This is a genomic window from Silicimonas lutimaris (assembly GCF_047314965.1).
In the GTDB taxonomy this organism is placed as follows: domain Bacteria; phylum Pseudomonadota; class Alphaproteobacteria; order Rhodobacterales; family Rhodobacteraceae; genus JAVJUV01.
On sequence record NZ_JBLBVK010000048.1, the window covers coordinates 50,597 to 66,137 of the forward strand.

Annotated in this window: 20 protein-coding genes and 1 tRNA gene; 11 read left to right on the forward strand and 10 right to left on the reverse strand. The window is 54.9% G+C overall.

Annotated elements, in window-relative coordinates:
* The first annotated feature begins 45 nt into the window (after nt 1-45).
* From petA to ACKLNI_RS10420, 3 genes are read left to right on the forward strand one after another with little or no spacing between them, the layout of a single operon-like run.
* Nucleotides 46-606 (forward strand): ubiquinol-cytochrome c reductase iron-sulfur subunit, encoded by a 561-nt coding sequence (gene petA / locus ACKLNI_RS10410; protein ID WP_413719003.1) that lies wholly within the window; start codon nt 46-48, stop codon nt 604-606.
* Between the two features lie 11 nt (nt 607-617).
* On the forward strand, nt 618-1,961 hold the full coding sequence (petB, locus tag ACKLNI_RS10415; protein WP_413719004.1) for a cytochrome b: 1,344 nt from the start codon (nt 618-620) through the stop codon (nt 1,959-1,961).
* Between the two features lie 14 nt (nt 1,962-1,975).
* Entirely contained in the window at nt 1,976-2,776 is an 801-nt protein-coding gene (locus ACKLNI_RS10420) for a cytochrome c1 (protein WP_413719005.1), read from the forward strand.
* A 73-nt stretch (nt 2,777-2,849) separates the two neighbouring features.
* On the opposite strand, the gene rpoH is transcribed toward ACKLNI_RS10420, so the two are convergent.
* Both rpoH and ACKLNI_RS10430 read right to left on the reverse strand, forming a co-directional pair.
* Nucleotides 2,850-3,746, reverse strand: a complete 897-nt coding sequence (gene rpoH, locus ACKLNI_RS10425; RefSeq protein WP_413719006.1) for an RNA polymerase sigma factor RpoH — start codon at nt 3,744-3,746, stop codon at nt 2,850-2,852.
* Nucleotides 3,747-3,958: 212 nt separating this feature from the next.
* Entirely contained in the window at nt 3,959-4,969 is a 1,011-nt protein-coding gene (locus ACKLNI_RS10430) for an RluA family pseudouridine synthase (protein WP_413719007.1), read from the reverse strand.
* On the opposite strand from ACKLNI_RS10430, the gene ACKLNI_RS10435 reads away from it, so the two are divergent.
* Nucleotides 4,968-5,279 carry a DUF6476 family protein gene (locus tag ACKLNI_RS10435; RefSeq protein WP_413719008.1) on the forward strand — a complete coding sequence of 104 codons (312 nt, stop codon included), beginning with the start codon at nt 4,968-4,970 and terminating at the stop codon, nt 5,277-5,279. The two genes, ACKLNI_RS10430 and ACKLNI_RS10435, sit on opposite strands and share 2 nt — an antisense overlap.
* Before the next feature lie 61 nt (nt 5,280-5,340).
* Here the strand turns inward: ACKLNI_RS10435 and ACKLNI_RS10440 are convergent, their stop codons facing one another.
* The 3 genes from ACKLNI_RS10440 to ACKLNI_RS10450 all read right to left on the reverse strand — a co-directional run bounded on the left by ACKLNI_RS10440 (nt 5,341) and on the right by ACKLNI_RS10450 (nt 6,735).
* Complete coding sequence (locus tag ACKLNI_RS10440) at nt 5,341-6,081, reverse strand: metallophosphoesterase family protein (protein WP_413719009.1); 741 nt, start codon at nt 6,079-6,081, stop codon at nt 5,341-5,343.
* 29 nt (nt 6,082-6,110) lie between these two features.
* Nucleotides 6,111-6,187 (reverse strand) — tRNA-His (locus ACKLNI_RS10445).
* 47 nt (nt 6,188-6,234) lie between these two features.
* A complete protein-coding gene (locus ACKLNI_RS10450; RefSeq protein ID WP_413719010.1) occupies nt 6,235-6,735 on the reverse strand; it encodes a GNAT family N-acetyltransferase in 501 nt (166 codons plus the stop codon).
* A gap of 101 nt (nt 6,736-6,836) precedes the next feature.
* On the opposite strand from ACKLNI_RS10450, the gene ACKLNI_RS10455 reads away from it, so the two are divergent.
* Nucleotides 6,837-7,055: a DUF6324 family protein gene (locus tag ACKLNI_RS10455; RefSeq protein ID WP_413719011.1), complete on the forward strand. Its 219-nt coding sequence runs from the start codon at nt 6,837-6,839 to the stop codon at nt 7,053-7,055.
* Here the strand turns inward: ACKLNI_RS10455 and ACKLNI_RS10460 are convergent.
* On the reverse strand, nt 7,033-7,488 hold the full coding sequence (locus ACKLNI_RS10460) for an MmcB family DNA repair protein (RefSeq protein ID WP_413719111.1): 456 nt from the start codon (nt 7,486-7,488) through the stop codon (nt 7,033-7,035). The genes ACKLNI_RS10455 and ACKLNI_RS10460 overlap by 23 nt on opposite strands.
* Nucleotides 7,489-7,927: 439 nt before the next feature.
* A complete protein-coding gene (locus ACKLNI_RS10465; protein WP_413719012.1) occupies nt 7,928-8,194 on the reverse strand; it encodes a hypothetical protein in 267 nt (88 codons plus the stop codon).
* A 124-nt stretch (nt 8,195-8,318) separates the two neighbouring features.
* Here ACKLNI_RS10465 and ACKLNI_RS10470 point away from each other — a divergent pair, with 124 nt between their 5' ends.
* Nucleotides 8,319-9,023 carry an endonuclease/exonuclease/phosphatase family protein gene (locus tag ACKLNI_RS10470; protein WP_413719013.1) on the forward strand — a complete coding sequence of 235 codons (705 nt, stop codon included), beginning with the start codon at nt 8,319-8,321 and terminating at the stop codon, nt 9,021-9,023.
* Here ACKLNI_RS10470 and pncB read toward each other — a convergent pair.
* Entirely contained in the window at nt 9,020-10,312 is a 1,293-nt protein-coding gene (gene pncB, locus ACKLNI_RS10475; RefSeq protein WP_413719014.1) for a nicotinate phosphoribosyltransferase, read from the reverse strand. The genes ACKLNI_RS10470 and pncB overlap by 4 nt on opposite strands.
* Before the next feature lie 79 nt (nt 10,313-10,391).
* Nucleotides 10,392-10,955, reverse strand: coding sequence for a hypothetical protein (locus ACKLNI_RS10480; protein WP_413719015.1), 564 nt, complete (start codon nt 10,953-10,955; stop codon nt 10,392-10,394).
* Nucleotides 10,956-11,065: 110 nt separating this feature from the next.
* On the opposite strand from ACKLNI_RS10480, the gene acpS reads away from it, so the two are divergent.
* From acpS to rnc, 3 genes are read left to right on the forward strand one after another with little or no spacing between them, the layout of a single operon-like run.
* Nucleotides 11,066-11,512, forward strand: coding sequence for a holo-ACP synthase (acpS, locus tag ACKLNI_RS10485; RefSeq protein WP_413719016.1), 447 nt, complete (start codon nt 11,066-11,068; stop codon nt 11,510-11,512).
* A 53-nt stretch (nt 11,513-11,565) separates the two neighbouring features.
* Complete coding sequence (gene lepB, locus ACKLNI_RS10490; protein ID WP_413719017.1) at nt 11,566-12,354, forward strand: signal peptidase I; 789 nt, start codon at nt 11,566-11,568, stop codon at nt 12,352-12,354.
* A complete protein-coding gene (rnc, locus tag ACKLNI_RS10495) occupies nt 12,354-13,034 on the forward strand; it encodes a ribonuclease III (protein ID WP_413719018.1) in 681 nt (226 codons plus the stop codon). Before lepB ends, rnc begins: the two co-directional genes overlap by 1 nt.
* Here rnc and ACKLNI_RS10500 read toward each other — a convergent pair.
* Nucleotides 13,031-14,185, reverse strand: a complete 1,155-nt coding sequence (locus ACKLNI_RS10500; protein ID WP_413719019.1) for an MFS transporter — start codon at nt 14,183-14,185, stop codon at nt 13,031-13,033. The genes rnc and ACKLNI_RS10500 overlap by 4 nt on opposite strands.
* A 120-nt stretch (nt 14,186-14,305) precedes the next feature.
* On the opposite strand from ACKLNI_RS10500, the gene era reads away from it, so the two are divergent.
* Both era and ACKLNI_RS10510 read left to right on the forward strand, forming a co-directional pair.
* On the forward strand, nt 14,306-15,214 hold the full coding sequence (gene era, locus ACKLNI_RS10505) for a GTPase Era (protein WP_413719020.1): 909 nt from the start codon (nt 14,306-14,308) through the stop codon (nt 15,212-15,214).
* Complete coding sequence (locus tag ACKLNI_RS10510) at nt 15,211-15,540, forward strand: DUF1491 family protein (RefSeq protein ID WP_413719021.1); 330 nt, start codon at nt 15,211-15,213, stop codon at nt 15,538-15,540. The genes era and ACKLNI_RS10510 overlap by 4 nt, the downstream gene beginning before the upstream one ends.
* Nucleotide 15,541: the final 1 nt, after the last annotated feature.

Sequence of the window (15,541 nt, forward strand, 5' to 3'; positions counted from 1 at the left end):
CGGCGTTCTGCATTGGGCAATCGCCCCGAATGAATGGAGAAACTCGTGTCGCACGCAGAAGACCACGAAGGCACACGGCGGGATTTCCTGTATTATGCCACCGCCGGCGCAGGGACAGTCGCCGCTGGGGCGGCTGTATGGCCTTTGATCAATCAGATGAACCCATCGGCCGACGTCCAGGCTTTGTCCTCGATTCGTGTTGATATCTCCGGGCTTGAGCCAGGAACGCAGTTGACGGTGAAGTGGCTGGGAAAGCCGGTCTTCATTCGCCGCCGGACCGAAGAGGAAATCAGCGAGGCAAGGGACGTTGACGTCGACTCCCTTCCGGATCCATTTGCGCGGAACGCGAACATCGACGAGGGTGCGGATGCTTCTGATGAGAACCGTGCGCTGGACGAACAGGAAGAGTGGTTGGTCATGATGGGCGTTTGCACGCACCTTGGCTGTGTTCCTTTGGGTGACGCGGGCGATTTCGGTGGTTGGTTCTGCCCCTGCCATGGTTCGCATTACGATACGGCCGGACGCATCCGTCGTGGCCCTGCGCCCGAGAACCTGCCGGTACCGACCGCGCGGTTTGACGACGAAAACACCATCGTCCTCGGATAAGGGAGACAAAGATGGCCGGAATTCCTCACGATCATTACGAGCCGGTAACTTCGGGCGAGAAGTGGCTTCACCGCCGCTTGCCCATCGTTGGGCTCCTGTACGACACCCTGATGATCCCCACGCCCAAGAACCTGAACTGGATGTGGATCTGGGGTATCGTTCTGACCTTCTGCCTCGTTCTGCAGATTGTCACTGGAATTGTGCTTGTTATGCACTACACGCCGCATGTCGATTTGGCGTTTGCGTCGATCGAGCACATCATGCGCAATGTGAATGGCGGACATATGATCCGTTATATTCACATGAATGGCGCGTCGCTGTTCTTCATCGCTGTTTATGCTCACATATTCCGCGGTCTCTACTACGGGTCCTACAAGGAACCGCGTGAGGTGACTTGGATCATCGGAATTCTGATCTTTGTTCTGATGATGGGCACCGCCTTCATGGGCTACGTCCTTCCTTGGGGTCAAATGTCCTTCTGGGGCGCAACCGTGATCACGGGCCTTTTTGGCGCCATTCCGTTCATTGGCGAACCGATTCAGACTTGGCTTCTGGGCGGGCCCGCTGTGGATAATGCCACGTTGAACCGCTTCTTCTCGCTCCATTACCTACTTCCCTTCGTGATTGCAGGCCTCGTGGCCGTGCACATTTGGGCCTTCCACACCACCGGGAACAACAACCCGACCGGGGTTGAGGTGCGCCGCGCTTCAAAGGAAGAAGCGAAGAAGGATACGGTTCCTTTCTGGCCGTACTATGTGATCAAGGACATCTTTGCGCTGGCTGTCATTCTGGCTGTCTTCTTTGCGATTGTTGGGTTCATGCCCAACTATCTCGGCCATCCTGACAACTACATCGAAGCCAACCCGCTCGCCACGCCTGCACATATCGTCCCGGAATGGTACTTCCTGCCGTTCTACGCAATCCTACGCGCTTTCACGGGCGACGTCTGGGTTGTGATTATCGCCAACTGGTTGACCGGGGGCATCGTGGACGCGAAGTTCTTCGGCGTTGTCGCAATGTTCGGCGCAATCGCGGTCATGGCTCTTGCACCGTGGCTCGATACGTCTTCCGTGCGTTCCGGTCGGTATCGCCCAATGTTCAAATGGTGGTTCTGGCTTCTGGTCATCGATTTCTTCGTGCTGATGTGGCTTGGCGCCATGCCTGCTGAAGAACCCTACGCTACCTTCTCGTTGATCGCTTCGACATACTGGTTCGTGTATTTCCTCGTGATACTGCCGTTGCTTGGCGTGATCGAGAAACCACTGCCACAGCCTGAAACCATTGAGGCTGACTTCGATGCTCACAAGGCCAAGGCCGTCGCTTCGGCTTCGGCGAGCCCGACACCTGCGGAATGAAAGGAACATCAGAAATGATCCGTAAGATCACGCTTTCCGCAATCGCTGCACTTGGCATACTATCTGGTCCTGCTATGGCGGCCGGTGAGGCGGGCGGTCATGTGACTGACTTCGACTTCTCGTTTGAGGGGCCGTTCGGCAGCTATGACCAGATGCAACTTCAGCGAGGGCTTCAGGTCTACACCGAGATTTGCTCGGCGTGTCATGGTCTGCAGTACGTTCCCATTCGGACGCTTGGCGATGAGGGCGGACCTCACCTGCCAGAGGATCAGGTTCGTGCCTACGCTCAGTTCTGGGAAGTGTACGACAGCGAGCTGGAGGATTTCCGTACCGCCACGCCGACCGATCACTTCCCCAGGTCCTCACTTGAGAACGCTCCGGACCTTAGCCTGATGGCTAAGGCGCGTGCTGGTTTCCATGGACCCTACGGCCTTGGTATCAACCAGTTGCTGAAAGGCATGGGTGGTCCCGAATACATCGCCTCCCTTCTCATCTCCTATACAGGTGAAGAAAAGGAAGAGGCCGGAGCCGTTCTGTATGAGAACGAAATATTCCCTGGCGGTTACATTGCGATGTCGCAGCCGCTCTATGGTGATGATGTTGTCTACGAGGATGGCACGCCAGCGACCGTTGAGCAGCAGGCGCAAGACGTGGCTGCATTTTTGATGTGGACTGCCGAACCCAAGCTCAATGCCAGGAAAGAGGCAGGCTTTGTCTCTGTTCTCTTCTTGATCGTACTGTCGGTCCTCCTCTACCTGACGAACAAGCGTCTTTGGAAGCCGATCAAGTACAAGGCAGGAACTCCTGCTGAGTGATTGGAAAAAACAAAAAAAACGCGCCCTCTTGGGCGCGTTTTTTTTGCTTGGCTAAAACCCGACATGCTCTTGATCAAACTGATTCGAGCATTCCTTTTTGACGAGCGAGTTCCTGCATCTTTCTCTGCAGCTTCTCAAACGCCCGCACCTCGATTTGACGGATGCGCTCTCGACTGACGTCATACTGGCTTGACAGATCCTCAAGTGTCACCGGGTTATCCATAAGCCGGCGTTGCGTCAGTATATCCTGCTCGCGTTCATTGAGTACCGACATTGCCTCGGCCATTAGTTCCCGGCGCATTTCCAACTCATCGCGCTCCTCGTAGTCACCTGCCTGATCGGCATCTTCGTCTTCCAACCAGTCTTGCCACTGCGCGGCGCCTTCACCGTCGCTAGAGATTGTTGCGTTCAACGAGGCGTCTCCACCCGACATACGCCGGTTCATCGAAATGACCTCGTCTTCCGAAACATTCAGATCGCTCGCGATTTTCTCCACATGCTCCGGTCGCAAATCACCTTCCTCAAGCGCGCCAATCCGCGCCTTGGCTTTCCGGAGATTGAAGAAAAGCTTCTTTTGAGCACTGGTTGTGCCGAGTTTAACCAAGCTCCAAGATCTCAGGATGTACTCTTGGATCGATGCGCGGATCCACCACATGGCATACGTTGCCAGGCGGAAGCCTTTTTCTGGGTCAAAGCGCTTAACGGCCTGCATCAGACCAACGTTTGCTTCGGAAATAACCTCGGCCTGAGGCAGGCCATAGCCACGATATCCCATAGCGATCTTTGCAGCCAATCTAAGGTGGGAGGTAACCATTTTGTGGGCTGCCTCGGTATCCTGATCTTCGACCCAACGCTTTGCCAGCATGTACTCCTCTTCCGGTTCCAACATCGGGAACTTCCGGATTTCCTGCAGGTACCGGTTCAGGCCGCCTTCGGGCGAAGGGGCGGGAAGATTTGCATAATTCGCCATTTCTCTCGTATCCCTGTCCGCGCCAATGTTGTGACGCTTAACATATGTGGTGAACGACTCGGTTTAGTTCAAGGGGCCTAGGTGATTTTCGCTAGTCGACTTAGATATACGATTTATGAACGTAGCATGCTCATCCTTCCAGCAACGAGCCTGTTCGCTCACGTAAACGTGCACATCGGATTGCACAACGCGCAGCTCTTGTGCGAAAAAGATCAATCGCCTCGAAGCGCCGAAACCAGGTTGGCCATATCGTCGGGCAGTGGACTTTCAAAGTACAGATTTTGTCCTGTAACGGGGTGAAGGAAGCCTAGTGAAGCGGCGTGAAGGGCTTGCCTCCGGAATGACTTCACGGCATCGCGGCCCTTTGCGTCCTTTGGGGCTACCCGACGTCCCCCATAGACCGGATCCCCGATTAAGGAGTGCCCGATATGTGCTGCGTGGACGCGGATCTGATGCGTGCGGCCGGTTTCGAGCCAGCATTCAAGCAATGCTGCATGGGTTCCGAACGGTTCGACCACCTTTAGGCGCGTTACAGCGTGGCGGCCTCCTTGAAACAAAACGGCTTGCCGTTGGCGATCGGTTTTGTGCCTTGCCAGCATCGTGGAGATTTTGATGATCGCTCCCAGCTCAAAACTGACGCCCGGTACACCCTTTAGGCGTGGATCGCCCATATCAGGGACGCCGTAGCAAACCGCCTGATACTTTCGTTCAATTGAATGGTCAGCAAATTGAGCTGCCAGACCATGATGCGCCGCATCTGATTTGGCAACTACAAGGAGGCCACTGGTATCCTTGTCGATCCGATGCACTATTCCAGGACGCTTTTCTCCTCCAATGCCGGACAAATCTCCGCCAAAGTGATGCAAAAGGGCGTTTACTAGAGTTCCGCTGGGAGAGCCCGGGGCTGGATGCACGACCATCCCCGCGGGTTTGTCGACTACGACCAGATCGTCATCTTCATAAACGATCTTCAAATGAATGTTCTCGGCCGCTGTTTCTACCTCAGCCGCATCCTCGATGCTGACCTCGTAGATTTCTCCCGCTTGAACCCGTGCTTTGCCGTCAGTTACGACTTTGCCGTCAAATACGACTGCACCCTCCAGCAATAGTTTTCCAAGTCGCGACCGGCTCAGGTGTGCCTCCTCTGGCACATCGCGCGCCAGAGCCTTATCAAGGCGGGAAGGCGGTGCTGCGCCGATCTCTATTCGGATGATGCGTGACATGGATGACGAAACGGCTCCGGCCGGTGGCGAAAAGACCCTTAGGTATCTGAAGTGGCTGGTAACCGCACTTACGGTGACCATGATCCTCGGATTTCTAACCATCGTCTCGCTATTTGTCATGCGTTTCACCGAAATGAACCGCGTCGAGTTGCCGGACGAGATCGTTCTTCCGGGCGGAGCCAAGGCAACGGCCTTCACGCGCGGTGAGGGCTGGTTCGCTGTAGTTACCGAGGAAGAGGAAATCTTGATCTACAGCCGAATCACAGGGAATCTGCGTCAGCGCATCAAGATCGAAAGTATTCCTGATTGATTGGGCGCCTTCAGCGGTGCGAGTGCAAAGAGAGCAGGGGACACGCAGTACTTTTTTGGCTTCAGGCAAACCAACCGGTCTTTACGGCTTGCGCCCAGCTTTCCGCCCCTCGCTCAAGTGCCAGCTGAGCCATGGCCGAGGTGTCATAGGAAACCGCACATAGAGACACGTTCCAAGTGTCGTAATTCCGCTCCAGAATAGCGTACCGTGCGTCGGGTGATCCCGTTTGATGTACGAACGGTGTTGTTCCCCGAGTGTCGAGATACGCGGGGCAACCCACCGAACCGGGGTTTACGATGAGGCGCCCGTCAGGGAGGCGCACAACTCTGGGTGTGTGCGTATGGCCGCACAGCATGACCGGATACACCAAACCCGCGGCTCGCAATTCGACTTCTGGAAGGTCTCTGGCTATCAATCGATTGTCCGGACCACGATGATCCAGCCAATTTTCTTCGTCGCTGTCAGGGGTGGCGTGGCACAAAAAAATATCGCCCAGTCTTGCCACTGCCGGCAAGGACTGGACCCATGCCAAATGCTCGGGCGCAAGTTCGTCGACAATCCACGATTCCCATAATCCCATCTCACTTCGAGGGCGCTCGAAGAGCATCCGGTCATGGTTCCCGCGCACCGTGAGGAAATCTAGTTCGATCAGCCGATCGGCGGTGGAAGCGGCATCGAACGGCCCAGACAAGCTGTCGCCTAGATTCACGACTCTATCTATGCCCAGTCTGTCGATATCAGACAGGACTGCATTCAAAGCAGAGATATTACCGTGGATATCGCTAATTATGGCCAGCTTCATTTGGCGGGTATAACAGAATTTGGACTTGATGGTACCGCCTCCCTGGCTTGAACAGGGGACCTCTGGATCCACAATCCAGCGCTCTAACCAACTGAGCTAAGGCGGCACGCGGGTGTAGCTAGCGTCGGTCACCAGCGAATGCAAGAGGGCAGATCAGCCTAGTGGTCTCTCCCACACCTGCTCTACACGATCTGCACCGAAGAAATTGGCTCGTTTGGAAGACACACATTCGAAACCGTGCTTCGCATAAAGTGCGCAGGCAACGACAAGTGATTCGAAAGTCCAAAGACGCATTGTGCTGTATCCGCATTCGGTCGCGAAGACCAAACAATCCTCAATCAACTGCCGGCCTAGCCCGTATCCGCGGGCAGCTGGCTCAATCAGAAATAGCCGAAGTTTTGCGACTCCTGGTTCATCCGATTTCGCACAGCAGATCGATCCCAACCTGTGATCGCCCGACTCGACAATCCAGAAACGTTCGATTTCGGGGTCGTGGTTGGTCATGTAGTCGATCATGATCTGAGCGACAAAGACCTCGAAGGTCGAATCGAAGCCTTCGCATTCAGCGTAAAGTTCGGCATGTCGCTGGATTAGCCAGCCAGCATCCCCCGGTTGAAGATTCCGAAAAGCCAAGTTGTCAGGATCGAAGAACATGGCACAGTCAATCCAGACTTTGGTATTTCGTCAAGCGCTGGCGCTTGCAAAGCCTATTGGGCCGGGCTAACTCCGCTGATCATCGCGAAGGAACCAATCTGATGGGAATCGATAAAGAGAGCGAGATCACGGCCAATCTGCAGATTGGGCCAACTACTCTTGGAATGGTGCGAATCTATGTCGAGGGCGACGGTATTGAGATTCCCATGGACTTTGAACCGGAAGAAGCCGAGGAAATCGCCGAAGAAATTCGTGCTGCTGCCGCACGAGCACGTTCGATGGGGAGCGGCCGAAAATCTAAATCTCCCAAGCGAAAGTGAGGCCTGGGTCTCTTGCTGCATGCCAGCGGATTGCAGCATGACGAGCAAACTTCTGGATCATCACTTTTCGACGCGGTGCCGCAAGCTTGGACTCTGGCGCCATACGAGCGATTTCGGCGCCATAGGAATCAGCAAATATCAGCCCCGTGCTGCTGGGCAGCAACTCGGTAGGAAACGTGTCGTCCACTGCCCAAAAGTACCGATCGCACCATTCCAAATATCCTTCCCACTTCTGGTCTGATTGAAAATCGGCCTTCCCGGACTTGCATTCGACAATCCAGATTTCGCCTCTAGGCCCCAAAGCCATCACATCGACGCGAAGACCCGCTGTAGGAACCAGTTCCTCAACGGTTACAAAGTCGTAACCGGCAAGATGCCTGCAGACACCTCGCGCCAGAAGCTGTCCAGGTCTAGGAGTAGAATTCGCATTCATCATGTATAGGATTGTGAACAAAGCATAAACATTTGGCAAGAACACCAGGTTAGTCGACAACAATTCGTGAATGAAGAATCCGGCTGTCTTTGTCAGTGTCGAACCCAATCAGAGCGCATGAAAAGTAGGTCGCATGCGAGACCTTTCAAACCGACGCATTCAGGCTTTAGGAGGGTCTGCAGCTCGGCATCCGACCATTATGGATGTCTCTTTTGGTCGCGAAAGTCAAAAGACATACTAGCTCTTGCCGTCGCGACTACAGGAGCCTATCTCTCGTCGGTGACGGGCTCTGCCCTTCCCGTGCCGGGGACAAATTCCGGTGGCCTTAAATACTTCCGAGGGAGCTGGCTCTGTCCGGATCGTGGTCCGTTTACCTGGCGCCCACCTGTTAAAACAGGTCCTCGGGAATTAAGCTGCCCCTACGGTCGTGGTGGTCCCGTCACTCCATATTGGACGAGTTCTCCCCGTCGCGACTGTCCATCCGGATTATCGAAATGCCGAATTGAACTCCAGCAAAGACTATTCCGTTGAATAGGCAAAGCAAAGAAAACGCCAACCAGCCACCTTCGACTTTGCCGACAAGGTGGCCGAGGTTGGCAATGTTCAGTGCCACGAGAAGCATGGAAAACAGGATTCCCAGCGCCATTCCGGAAAGGCATTGTCTGATATAAAGTCGAACCAGATCTGGCATATCAATCACTTCCAAACGTCGTGGAGCAAGCCTATGACAGCACTATCCAAGAAGGTCGGGAGTTCCATGTCCACCGTATTGCTTTGATATGGGTATCCCGAACGATTGAACAATGCCAAAAAGATGCCATGTATTGCATATGTCAGAGTTCAATATTGCAACTTGGAATATTCGGAAGTGCGTCGGCCTAGATCGACGCCGAGATCCGCATCGCGTGGCGCGAATTATTGCTGGGCTTGAGGCCGATGTTGTCGCTCTTCAGGAAGCGGATAAGCGCCTTGGTCATCGACCTGCCGCTTTGACACCTGATCTGATTGACAACGAAACTGATCTCAAGATCGCCGATGCCGGCGGACATGAGTCCAGTATTGGTTGGCATGGCAACGCGCTTCTATTGAAGTCGGACCTTGAAGTGGTGCAGCGGCACAGCCTCCATCTCCCTGGGTTCGAGCCACGCGGAGCCTTGATCTTTGATATCTCCGGACGCGATCGAAGTTTTCGTGTTGTCGGAGTGCATCTTGGGCTTCTTCGAGCGTCGCGACGTGCTCAACTCGCTGCGATCCGTTCTCATCTTGATGCGTTGATGCCGATGCCGACGATTGTACTTGGTGATTTCAATGAATGGTCGAATGCAGGTGGTTTGGAACCCCTTGTCGGTTTCGAAGTGCATTCTCCGGGTCGGAGCTTTCATGCGGCACGCCCGGTCGCTGCTCTGGATCGCATTGCATTGGATGATCAAGGTGAATTGCTTGATGCCGGCGTTGTCGAAACCCGTGAGACCAAAGTCGCGTCAGATCATCTTCCGGTCTGGGGCCGCGTTCGTGTGGGCAAATCGGCGGCTTAGACGAAGACCTCCATTTCATCTTGATCGCCGACCCCGAAGACTCGCTTGTAGCGCTCGATTTCCTTGTCAGGCCCCATCGCTTTGCGGGGATTGTCTGACAACTTGACTGTAGGCCGTCCATTCGCAGTCGCTGCTTTGCAGACAAGGCTGAAAGGAGCTAGACCATCGTCCGGGACCAGGCCACGGAAGTCATTCGTTAGCATTGTGCCCCAACCGAAACTAACCCGGACACGATCCGAAAAGCGGGCATGAAGGTCCTCGATTTTCTCGACGTCTAGCCCATCGGAAAAAATTATTAGCTTTTGCTTTGGGTCTTCGCCACGGTCCTTCCACCAGCGGATGGCTGTTTCGGCACCGCGAACGGGGTCACCTGAGTCAATTCGGATTCCTGTCCAGCCTGCTAGCCAATCAGGTGCGTTCTTAAGGAACTGTTCGGTGCCATATGTGTCCGGAAGGATGATCCTGAGATTGCCTTCATGTTCTTCTTGCCAGTCTGCAAGGACCCTGTATGGCGCCTGGGACAACTCTTCGTCCGAAGAAGCAAGTGCTGAATATACCATCGGCAATTCGTGAGCGTTGGTACCAATTGCCTCCAGATCGCGGTTCTTGGCGATTAGGCAATTTGACGTTCCGACAAACGCATTTCCCAAGCCCTCGGTCATTGCCTGAACGCACCAGTCCTGCCAAAGGAAAGAATGACGTCTTCTTGTCCCGAAGTCTGCCAGCTTCAGCCCGTCGATCTTGCGTAGACGTTCGATTTTCTCCCAGGTACGTGTCATGGCTCTCGCATAGAGAACCTGCAGTTCAAACTTTCCGAGATCCTTCAGAACCGCGCGAGAGCGCAGTTCCATCAGAACCGCCAAGGCTGGAATTTCCCAAAGCATCACCTCGGGCCAAGCACCTTCGAACTCTAACCGAAACTGGCCGTCTCGCTTTTCAAGATGATAGTCCGGCAAACGCAAATTTTCGAACCACTCCATGAAGTCAAAGCGGAACATCTGGCGCTTCCCGTAGAAAAGATTGCCGCGAAGCCAAGTGGACTCGCCACGGTTGAGCGATAGCGAGCGAATATGGTCCAACTGCTCGCGCAACTCGCCTTCGTCGATCAGATCCGCGAGGCGGATCGAGTCTGTTCGGTTGATCAGGTTGAACGTTACCCGTGTCTCCGGACGATTTCTGAAGATCGACTGGCACATGAGAAGTTTGTAGAAATCAGTGTCGATCAGGGATCGCACAATCGGATCGATCTTCCACTTGTGATTCCAGACTCGCGTCGCAATGTCGACCATGGCAGGTTCCCCCGTTGTCGGGGTGTTGTGCCCGTTTCATCCGATCCTTGTCCAGATCTGTGATCTTGAACGCCGGAAATCATTTGTAATTTCCGGTGCCATGCCCGGAATAGACGTCTTCGGTCACGCCCATCGGTAGTTGGAGCGATTGCCTTTTCTCGCCGACTTCGCGAGTCCTTCCAGGGAACCCTCGCAATGTGGCGACAAGCCCTTTGTCTCTTCCAAAATTGGCTCCCGGAGGAATACCGCAATTTACCGGTTTCACTGTCGACGGGTTCGAGTATTGGGCACCAGGTGGGCGAGGTGAAAATGTCGCCCGGCAACCTTCAGTGTCCGAGGAAAAGCCCGCCGTCGCGATGCCATACTGGAAGAGGACGACAACGTAATCCGTGCTGTCGCCGAACTGCGGAAAAAGGTAGCCCTCAGGATTTGTCATGTTGCGATACACGTATGCAACTTGCGCACCTTCGCGAATTTTCTGGGTTGGGTTTCCCCAGCGCGCCCTGAAGCCGGCCTCGGTTGTTTTTCCCGGTTCAAGGCTGGATAGCATGGCGTAACGAACCTGGGGATGATCCGCGACCGTGGTATTCCAAGCCAATCCGCCGCAACTGGAAAGCAGAAAAAGAAATACAAGCGTTCGCATACTGCAAGGCCTCTTTGAAGGCCCGCTTTCCTAGAGCTTTACCGTGAGGATTTCGTTAGCGGCCGCTTCCGGCTCTGGAATTTTCTCTGTCTTTCACGCATTGATCCCGCATGATCTTGGGAATTGGCACAGATCTTTGTAACATCGAACGGATACAGCGCACGCTGGACCGGTTCGGCGACCGTTTTCGAAATCGTGTCTTCACTGAGATCGAGCAGCGAAAAGCTGAGCGGAGACGGGATACTGCTGGTACCTACGCGAAACGGTGGGCGGCGAAAGAGGCATGCTCGAAAGCTCTGGGAACGGGTCTTCGCATGGGGATAGCGTGGAAGGACATGGCGGTATCGAACCTGCGCAGTGGACAACCGGTCATGCACGTAACCGGTTGGGCTGCTGAACGTCTGGCAGAAATGACCCCGGATGGATATGAGGCGATCATCCACGTGACGCTGACGGATGATCATCCCTGGGCGCAGGCATTCGTGGTGATCGAAGCCCGGCCGATTGGAAAAGCCGTGGGTGGGGCAAGACCCGACAAGACACGCGGGTTAGCTTGACTTGTTTGAATGCTGACCGCAGAAAGCGTCGGCGCGTTTGAGGCGGAGCGGACATGACAGAAAAATCCGGCACAGTGGTGGAAGGGATCGTAGAAACGGTCAAGACCATCGTATACGCCCTACTTATCGCCGGCGTCGTCCGAACACTTTTCTTTCAGCCTTTCTGGATTCCTTCGGGTTCCATGAAGGATACTCTGCTCATCGGTGACTTCTTGTTCGTAAACAAGATGGCCTACGGTTATTCGAGCTATTCCTGTCCGTTTTCCCTTTGTCCTATTGATGGTCGGATTTTTGGCCGGGAGCCTGAGAGAGGCGATGTCGTCGTTTTTCGGCATCCGGTTAACGGTCAGGATTTTATCAAGCGGGTTGTTGGACTGCCGGGTGACACCGTGCAGATGCGCTCGGGCCAGTTGTTTATCAATGGCTCTCCTGTACCACAGGTGGCTGACGGTACATATGTCGAAGCCTATGAACCGCAGGGTCCGGTTGGCTCTCGTCCTGTTTGCGTCGAAGGTATCCCGCCATTGGGCAGCGCGTGTACCAAGGAAAAATCGGTGGAGACGCTCCCCAACGGGGTTCAGCATTCCGTTCTGAACGCCAACGACGGACGCTTCGATAACACCGGCGTCTTTTCGGTGCCTGAGGACCAGTACTTTTTCGTGGGAGACAACAGAGATAACTCCACCGACAGCCGAGAAAGGCCTGAGTTCGGAGGAGTTGGGTTCGTTCCTTTCGAGAACCTCATCGGCCGCGCTGACCGCGTCATGTTTTCCTCCGCAGGACGCTCGCTCTTCTTTGTCTGGACATGGCGGCCTGATCGGTTCTTCAAGAAGATCGAGTGATGCGTCTCTCCGGCGAACTATCGGCCTTTTCCAAGCGACTGGGCCACAGTTTCTCGCAACCCGAATTGTTGGTAAGGGCGGTAACGCACGCTTCAATTTCTTCCGAATCCCGTCCCGACAATCAACGGCTGGAATTTCTCGGAGATCGTGTCCTGGGTCTTGCAATGGCCGAAGCCTTGCTGCGGGCTGATCCCAACGCGACGGAAGGTCAGCTAGCTCCAAGGTTCAATGCGCTTGTACGGAAAGAAACTTGTGCTGATGTCGCCCGACAGATCGACCTTGGCTCAGTTCTGAAGCTTGGCCGCTCGGAAATGATGTCCGGGGGTCGCAGGAAGGAGGCTCTCCTCGGGGATGCCATGGAAGCTGTAATTGCGGCGGTTTATCTTGATGCCGGTTTCGACGTGGCCCGAGAGATCGTCGTTCATCTTTGGGGAAACAGGATCGACACGGTGAAGACCGATGCTCGAGATCCGAAAACGTCGCTTCAGGAATGGGCACAGGCGCGTGGGCAGAACCCGCCAAATTATCGTGAACTGGACCGCAAAGGCCCCGACCATGCGCCGGTCTTCACCGTCGAGGTACGGCTGGAGTCCGGAGAAACAGCACAGGCACAAGCCAATTCCAAACGGGCTGCCGAACAAATGGCGGCGCGATCGCTTCTGTCCGCTCTGGGCGCCTAGGAAACTCGCGATGCGCTGCGCATGAACGCCCAATGCGCGACGACGCTGGCGCAAAGCATGGCCGCACCAAGAATAAACGCAGTACCTGCGTTGCCGGTCCAATCCGACACTGCACCGCCGAGTGCGGGGCCCACCATCATGACCGCGTAGTAAATGGCAAAGAAAACTCCCATCCCGAAGGCCCGGGCTTCGGGCCGCAGAACTTGTGACGGCATCGTCATGATGGGACCCGCGGCAAGTCCCATTATCAGGCCAGAGATTGCATAGGTCGGCGAGAGCATCGCGTCTGGAAGAATGATAAGGAAGGGCAAAAACAAGATGCTACCAATCTGGCTGAATAGGATCACCGGGTCGCGTCCGAACTTGTCCGACATTATGCCACCGAGAGGAACGCCAATCCCGACCATCAGCGTGAATAGACTAATGACGGAACTTGCAGCAGTTGCTTGGATTCCGCGTTCTGTCAGAAGCAGAGGGCCAAATCCGAAAACCATGGCCAAGGCGGAATTGAATAGTGCCCACACTCCGGCTGCCAGAAAAAGCGGAACAACCGGGAACTTTCCGTAGGCTGCCGGCACTACGGCATCGTCGGTTCCAGGTGCCGGTCGATAAATCAAAAGAAAGAGTGTGAGAGATGCAGCAACAGAGAAGACAACGACAAGCCAGCCAACGTACAGGCCGCCCGCCGCTGTGGCGAGAGGAAGGACCAAAAGAGCGGCGGCAATTCCGATTGGCCATGAGCTGATGAATATGCCCATTGCCGTTCCGATTTCGCGCCCGGCAAACCAATCGACCAGCATTTTGGTCATGACGATATTCACAACGACGCCACCGATCCCGGCCAAGATCCGTCCTGACATGAGGACGGACCAGCTTTCGCCCAAAGCCATCATTAGGCCGCCGGCCAGCATTGCAGCAAGGCTCCAACCCACGACCCGTCGATCGCCGAACCGGACAGCCAATGTTCCGCCGGGTATGGCGACAACCACGCCTGGGCCCAAATACAATCCGATCAGCAGGCCAATATCCGCCAGATTTGCAGAATAGCTTTCCATAATGAACGGCGAGAGGGCGGCCACTGATTGGTACTGAAAAGCCATATTTGTTCGCGCGAAGAACAGAACGAAAAGGATCAGCCAGCGCATCGACATTTTGTGAAGTCCCCCAACTACAGCCTTGCCAGAAATCGATCCGATGCAAAAGCTTCTCTTGCGCTGGTCAACGGGCCGGAAATCCGCTATCCGCCCGGCATTCCAGATAAGGTTTGCCCCATGACAACCCGTGCCGGTTTCGTAGCTCTGATCGGAGAACCAAACGCCGGTAAGTCGACTCTTCTCAACCGAATGGTTGGTGCGAAGGTTTCTATTGTCACCCACAAAGTGCAAACGACAAGGGCGCGTATCCGCGGAGTTGCCATCGAAGGCGAAAGCCAGATCGTATTTGTCGACACTCCTGGCCTGTTTCGGCCACGGCGACGTTTGGACAGAGCGATGGTTGCCGCTGCATGGGGCGGGGCAGCCGATGCCGACATCATCGTACTTCTCGTCGAGGCACATCGCGGGATTACGGCAGGCGTCGAGGTTATTCTCGAACGGCTGGAGGAAGTTGCCAAGGGCCACCGGGTAGCACTCGCGATCAACAAGATCGACCGCGTCGATCGTCCAGTACTCTTGGGATTGGCCGAAGATCTGAACAGTCGGTTCCCTTTTGTCGAAACGTTCATGATCTCTGCCGAGAAGGGGTATGGGGTGGATGATCTGAAGGCATGGCTGGCGCATGAGCTGCCCGAGGGGCCTTGGCTTTACCCGGAAGACCAGATTGCCGACCTGCCTTTGCGGATGATCGCTGCCGAAATGACGCGCGAGAAACTGACGCTTCGCCTGCATCAGGAACTACCATACCAGTTGACGGTGGAAACGGAGAATTGGGAAGAGAGAGACGACGGTTCCGTCCGGATCGATCAGGTGGTTTATGTTGCGCGAGATGGGCACAAGGGGATCATCCTTGGCAAGAAGGGTGAGACGATCAAGACAATTGGTCAGCTTGCACGGGAAGAAATCTCCCGGTTCCTGGAAAGAAAAGTTCATCTCTTTCTGACCGTGAAAGTTAGGCCAAACTGGCTGGACGAGGCCGAAAGGTACTCTGAGATGGGCCTGGATTTCAGCGACGGGAATTCATGACGAGGCTGACAACGGAAATCTGGGTTGCCGCATATCTGACCCGATGCCGTCTGGCAACGATCCCTGCATTTATTGTTCAGAAGGGCGACCCAACTGCCGGTGCAGTGCTCATAAAACTGAATACACTCGACGGACGCGCCGCTTGTTTCCAAAGGTCATTCGATCTGATTACCGGCGAACGTCAGTGGATTATTTTGGCGGAAGGCGATGAGCACTTGGTCGACGAAAGCATCGTCAAACAGCGGGGATTCGATCCAGACCTTTGGGTAATTGAGATCGAAGATCGGGATGGCCGCCATCTTCTGGATGAGCCGGGCATGACCTGAA

What these genes read in the sequence shown, in the direction of transcription:
- petB (WP_413719004.1), top strand. Translation starts at nt 618, where the DNA reads ATGGCCGGAATTCCTCACGATCATTACGAGCCGGTAACTTCGGGCGAG.
- ACKLNI_RS10420 (WP_413719005.1), top strand. Translation starts at nt 1,976, where the DNA reads ATGATCCGTAAGATCACGCTTTCCGCAATCGCTGCACTTGGCATACTA.
- rpoH (WP_413719006.1), bottom strand. Translation starts at nt 3,746, where the DNA reads ATGGCGAATTATGCAAATCTTCCCGCCCCTTCGCCCGAAGGCGGCCTG.
- ACKLNI_RS10435 (WP_413719008.1), top strand. Translation starts at nt 4,968, where the DNA reads ATGGATGACGAAACGGCTCCGGCCGGTGGCGAAAAGACCCTTAGGTAT.
- ACKLNI_RS10430 (WP_413719007.1), bottom strand. Translation starts at nt 4,969, where the DNA reads ATGTCACGCATCATCCGAATAGAGATCGGCGCAGCACCGCCTTCCCGC.
- ACKLNI_RS10440 (WP_413719009.1), bottom strand. Translation starts at nt 6,081, where the DNA reads ATGAAGCTGGCCATAATTAGCGATATCCACGGTAATATCTCTGCTTTG.
- ACKLNI_RS10450 (WP_413719010.1), bottom strand. Translation starts at nt 6,735, where the DNA reads ATGTTCTTCGATCCTGACAACTTGGCTTTTCGGAATCTTCAACCGGGG.
- ACKLNI_RS10455 (WP_413719011.1), top strand. Translation starts at nt 6,837, where the DNA reads ATGGGAATCGATAAAGAGAGCGAGATCACGGCCAATCTGCAGATTGGG.
- ACKLNI_RS10460 (WP_413719111.1), bottom strand. Translation starts at nt 7,488, where the DNA reads ATGAATGCGAATTCTACTCCTAGACCTGGACAGCTTCTGGCGCGAGGT.
- ACKLNI_RS10470 (WP_413719013.1), top strand. Translation starts at nt 8,319, where the DNA reads ATGTCAGAGTTCAATATTGCAACTTGGAATATTCGGAAGTGCGTCGGC.
- pncB (WP_413719014.1), bottom strand. Translation starts at nt 10,312, where the DNA reads ATGGTCGACATTGCGACGCGAGTCTGGAATCACAAGTGGAAGATCGAT.
- ACKLNI_RS10480 (WP_413719015.1), bottom strand. Translation starts at nt 10,955, where the DNA reads ATGCGAACGCTTGTATTTCTTTTTCTGCTTTCCAGTTGCGGCGGATTG.
- acpS (WP_413719016.1), top strand. Translation starts at nt 11,066, where the DNA reads ATGATCTTGGGAATTGGCACAGATCTTTGTAACATCGAACGGATACAG.
- lepB (WP_413719017.1), top strand. Translation starts at nt 11,566, where the DNA reads ATGACAGAAAAATCCGGCACAGTGGTGGAAGGGATCGTAGAAACGGTC.
- rnc (WP_413719018.1), top strand. Translation starts at nt 12,354, where the DNA reads ATGCGTCTCTCCGGCGAACTATCGGCCTTTTCCAAGCGACTGGGCCAC.
- ACKLNI_RS10500 (WP_413719019.1), bottom strand. Translation starts at nt 14,185, where the DNA reads ATGTCGATGCGCTGGCTGATCCTTTTCGTTCTGTTCTTCGCGCGAACA.
- era (WP_413719020.1), top strand. Translation starts at nt 14,306, where the DNA reads ATGACAACCCGTGCCGGTTTCGTAGCTCTGATCGGAGAACCAAACGCC.
- ACKLNI_RS10510 (WP_413719021.1), top strand. Translation starts at nt 15,211, where the DNA reads ATGACGAGGCTGACAACGGAAATCTGGGTTGCCGCATATCTGACCCGA.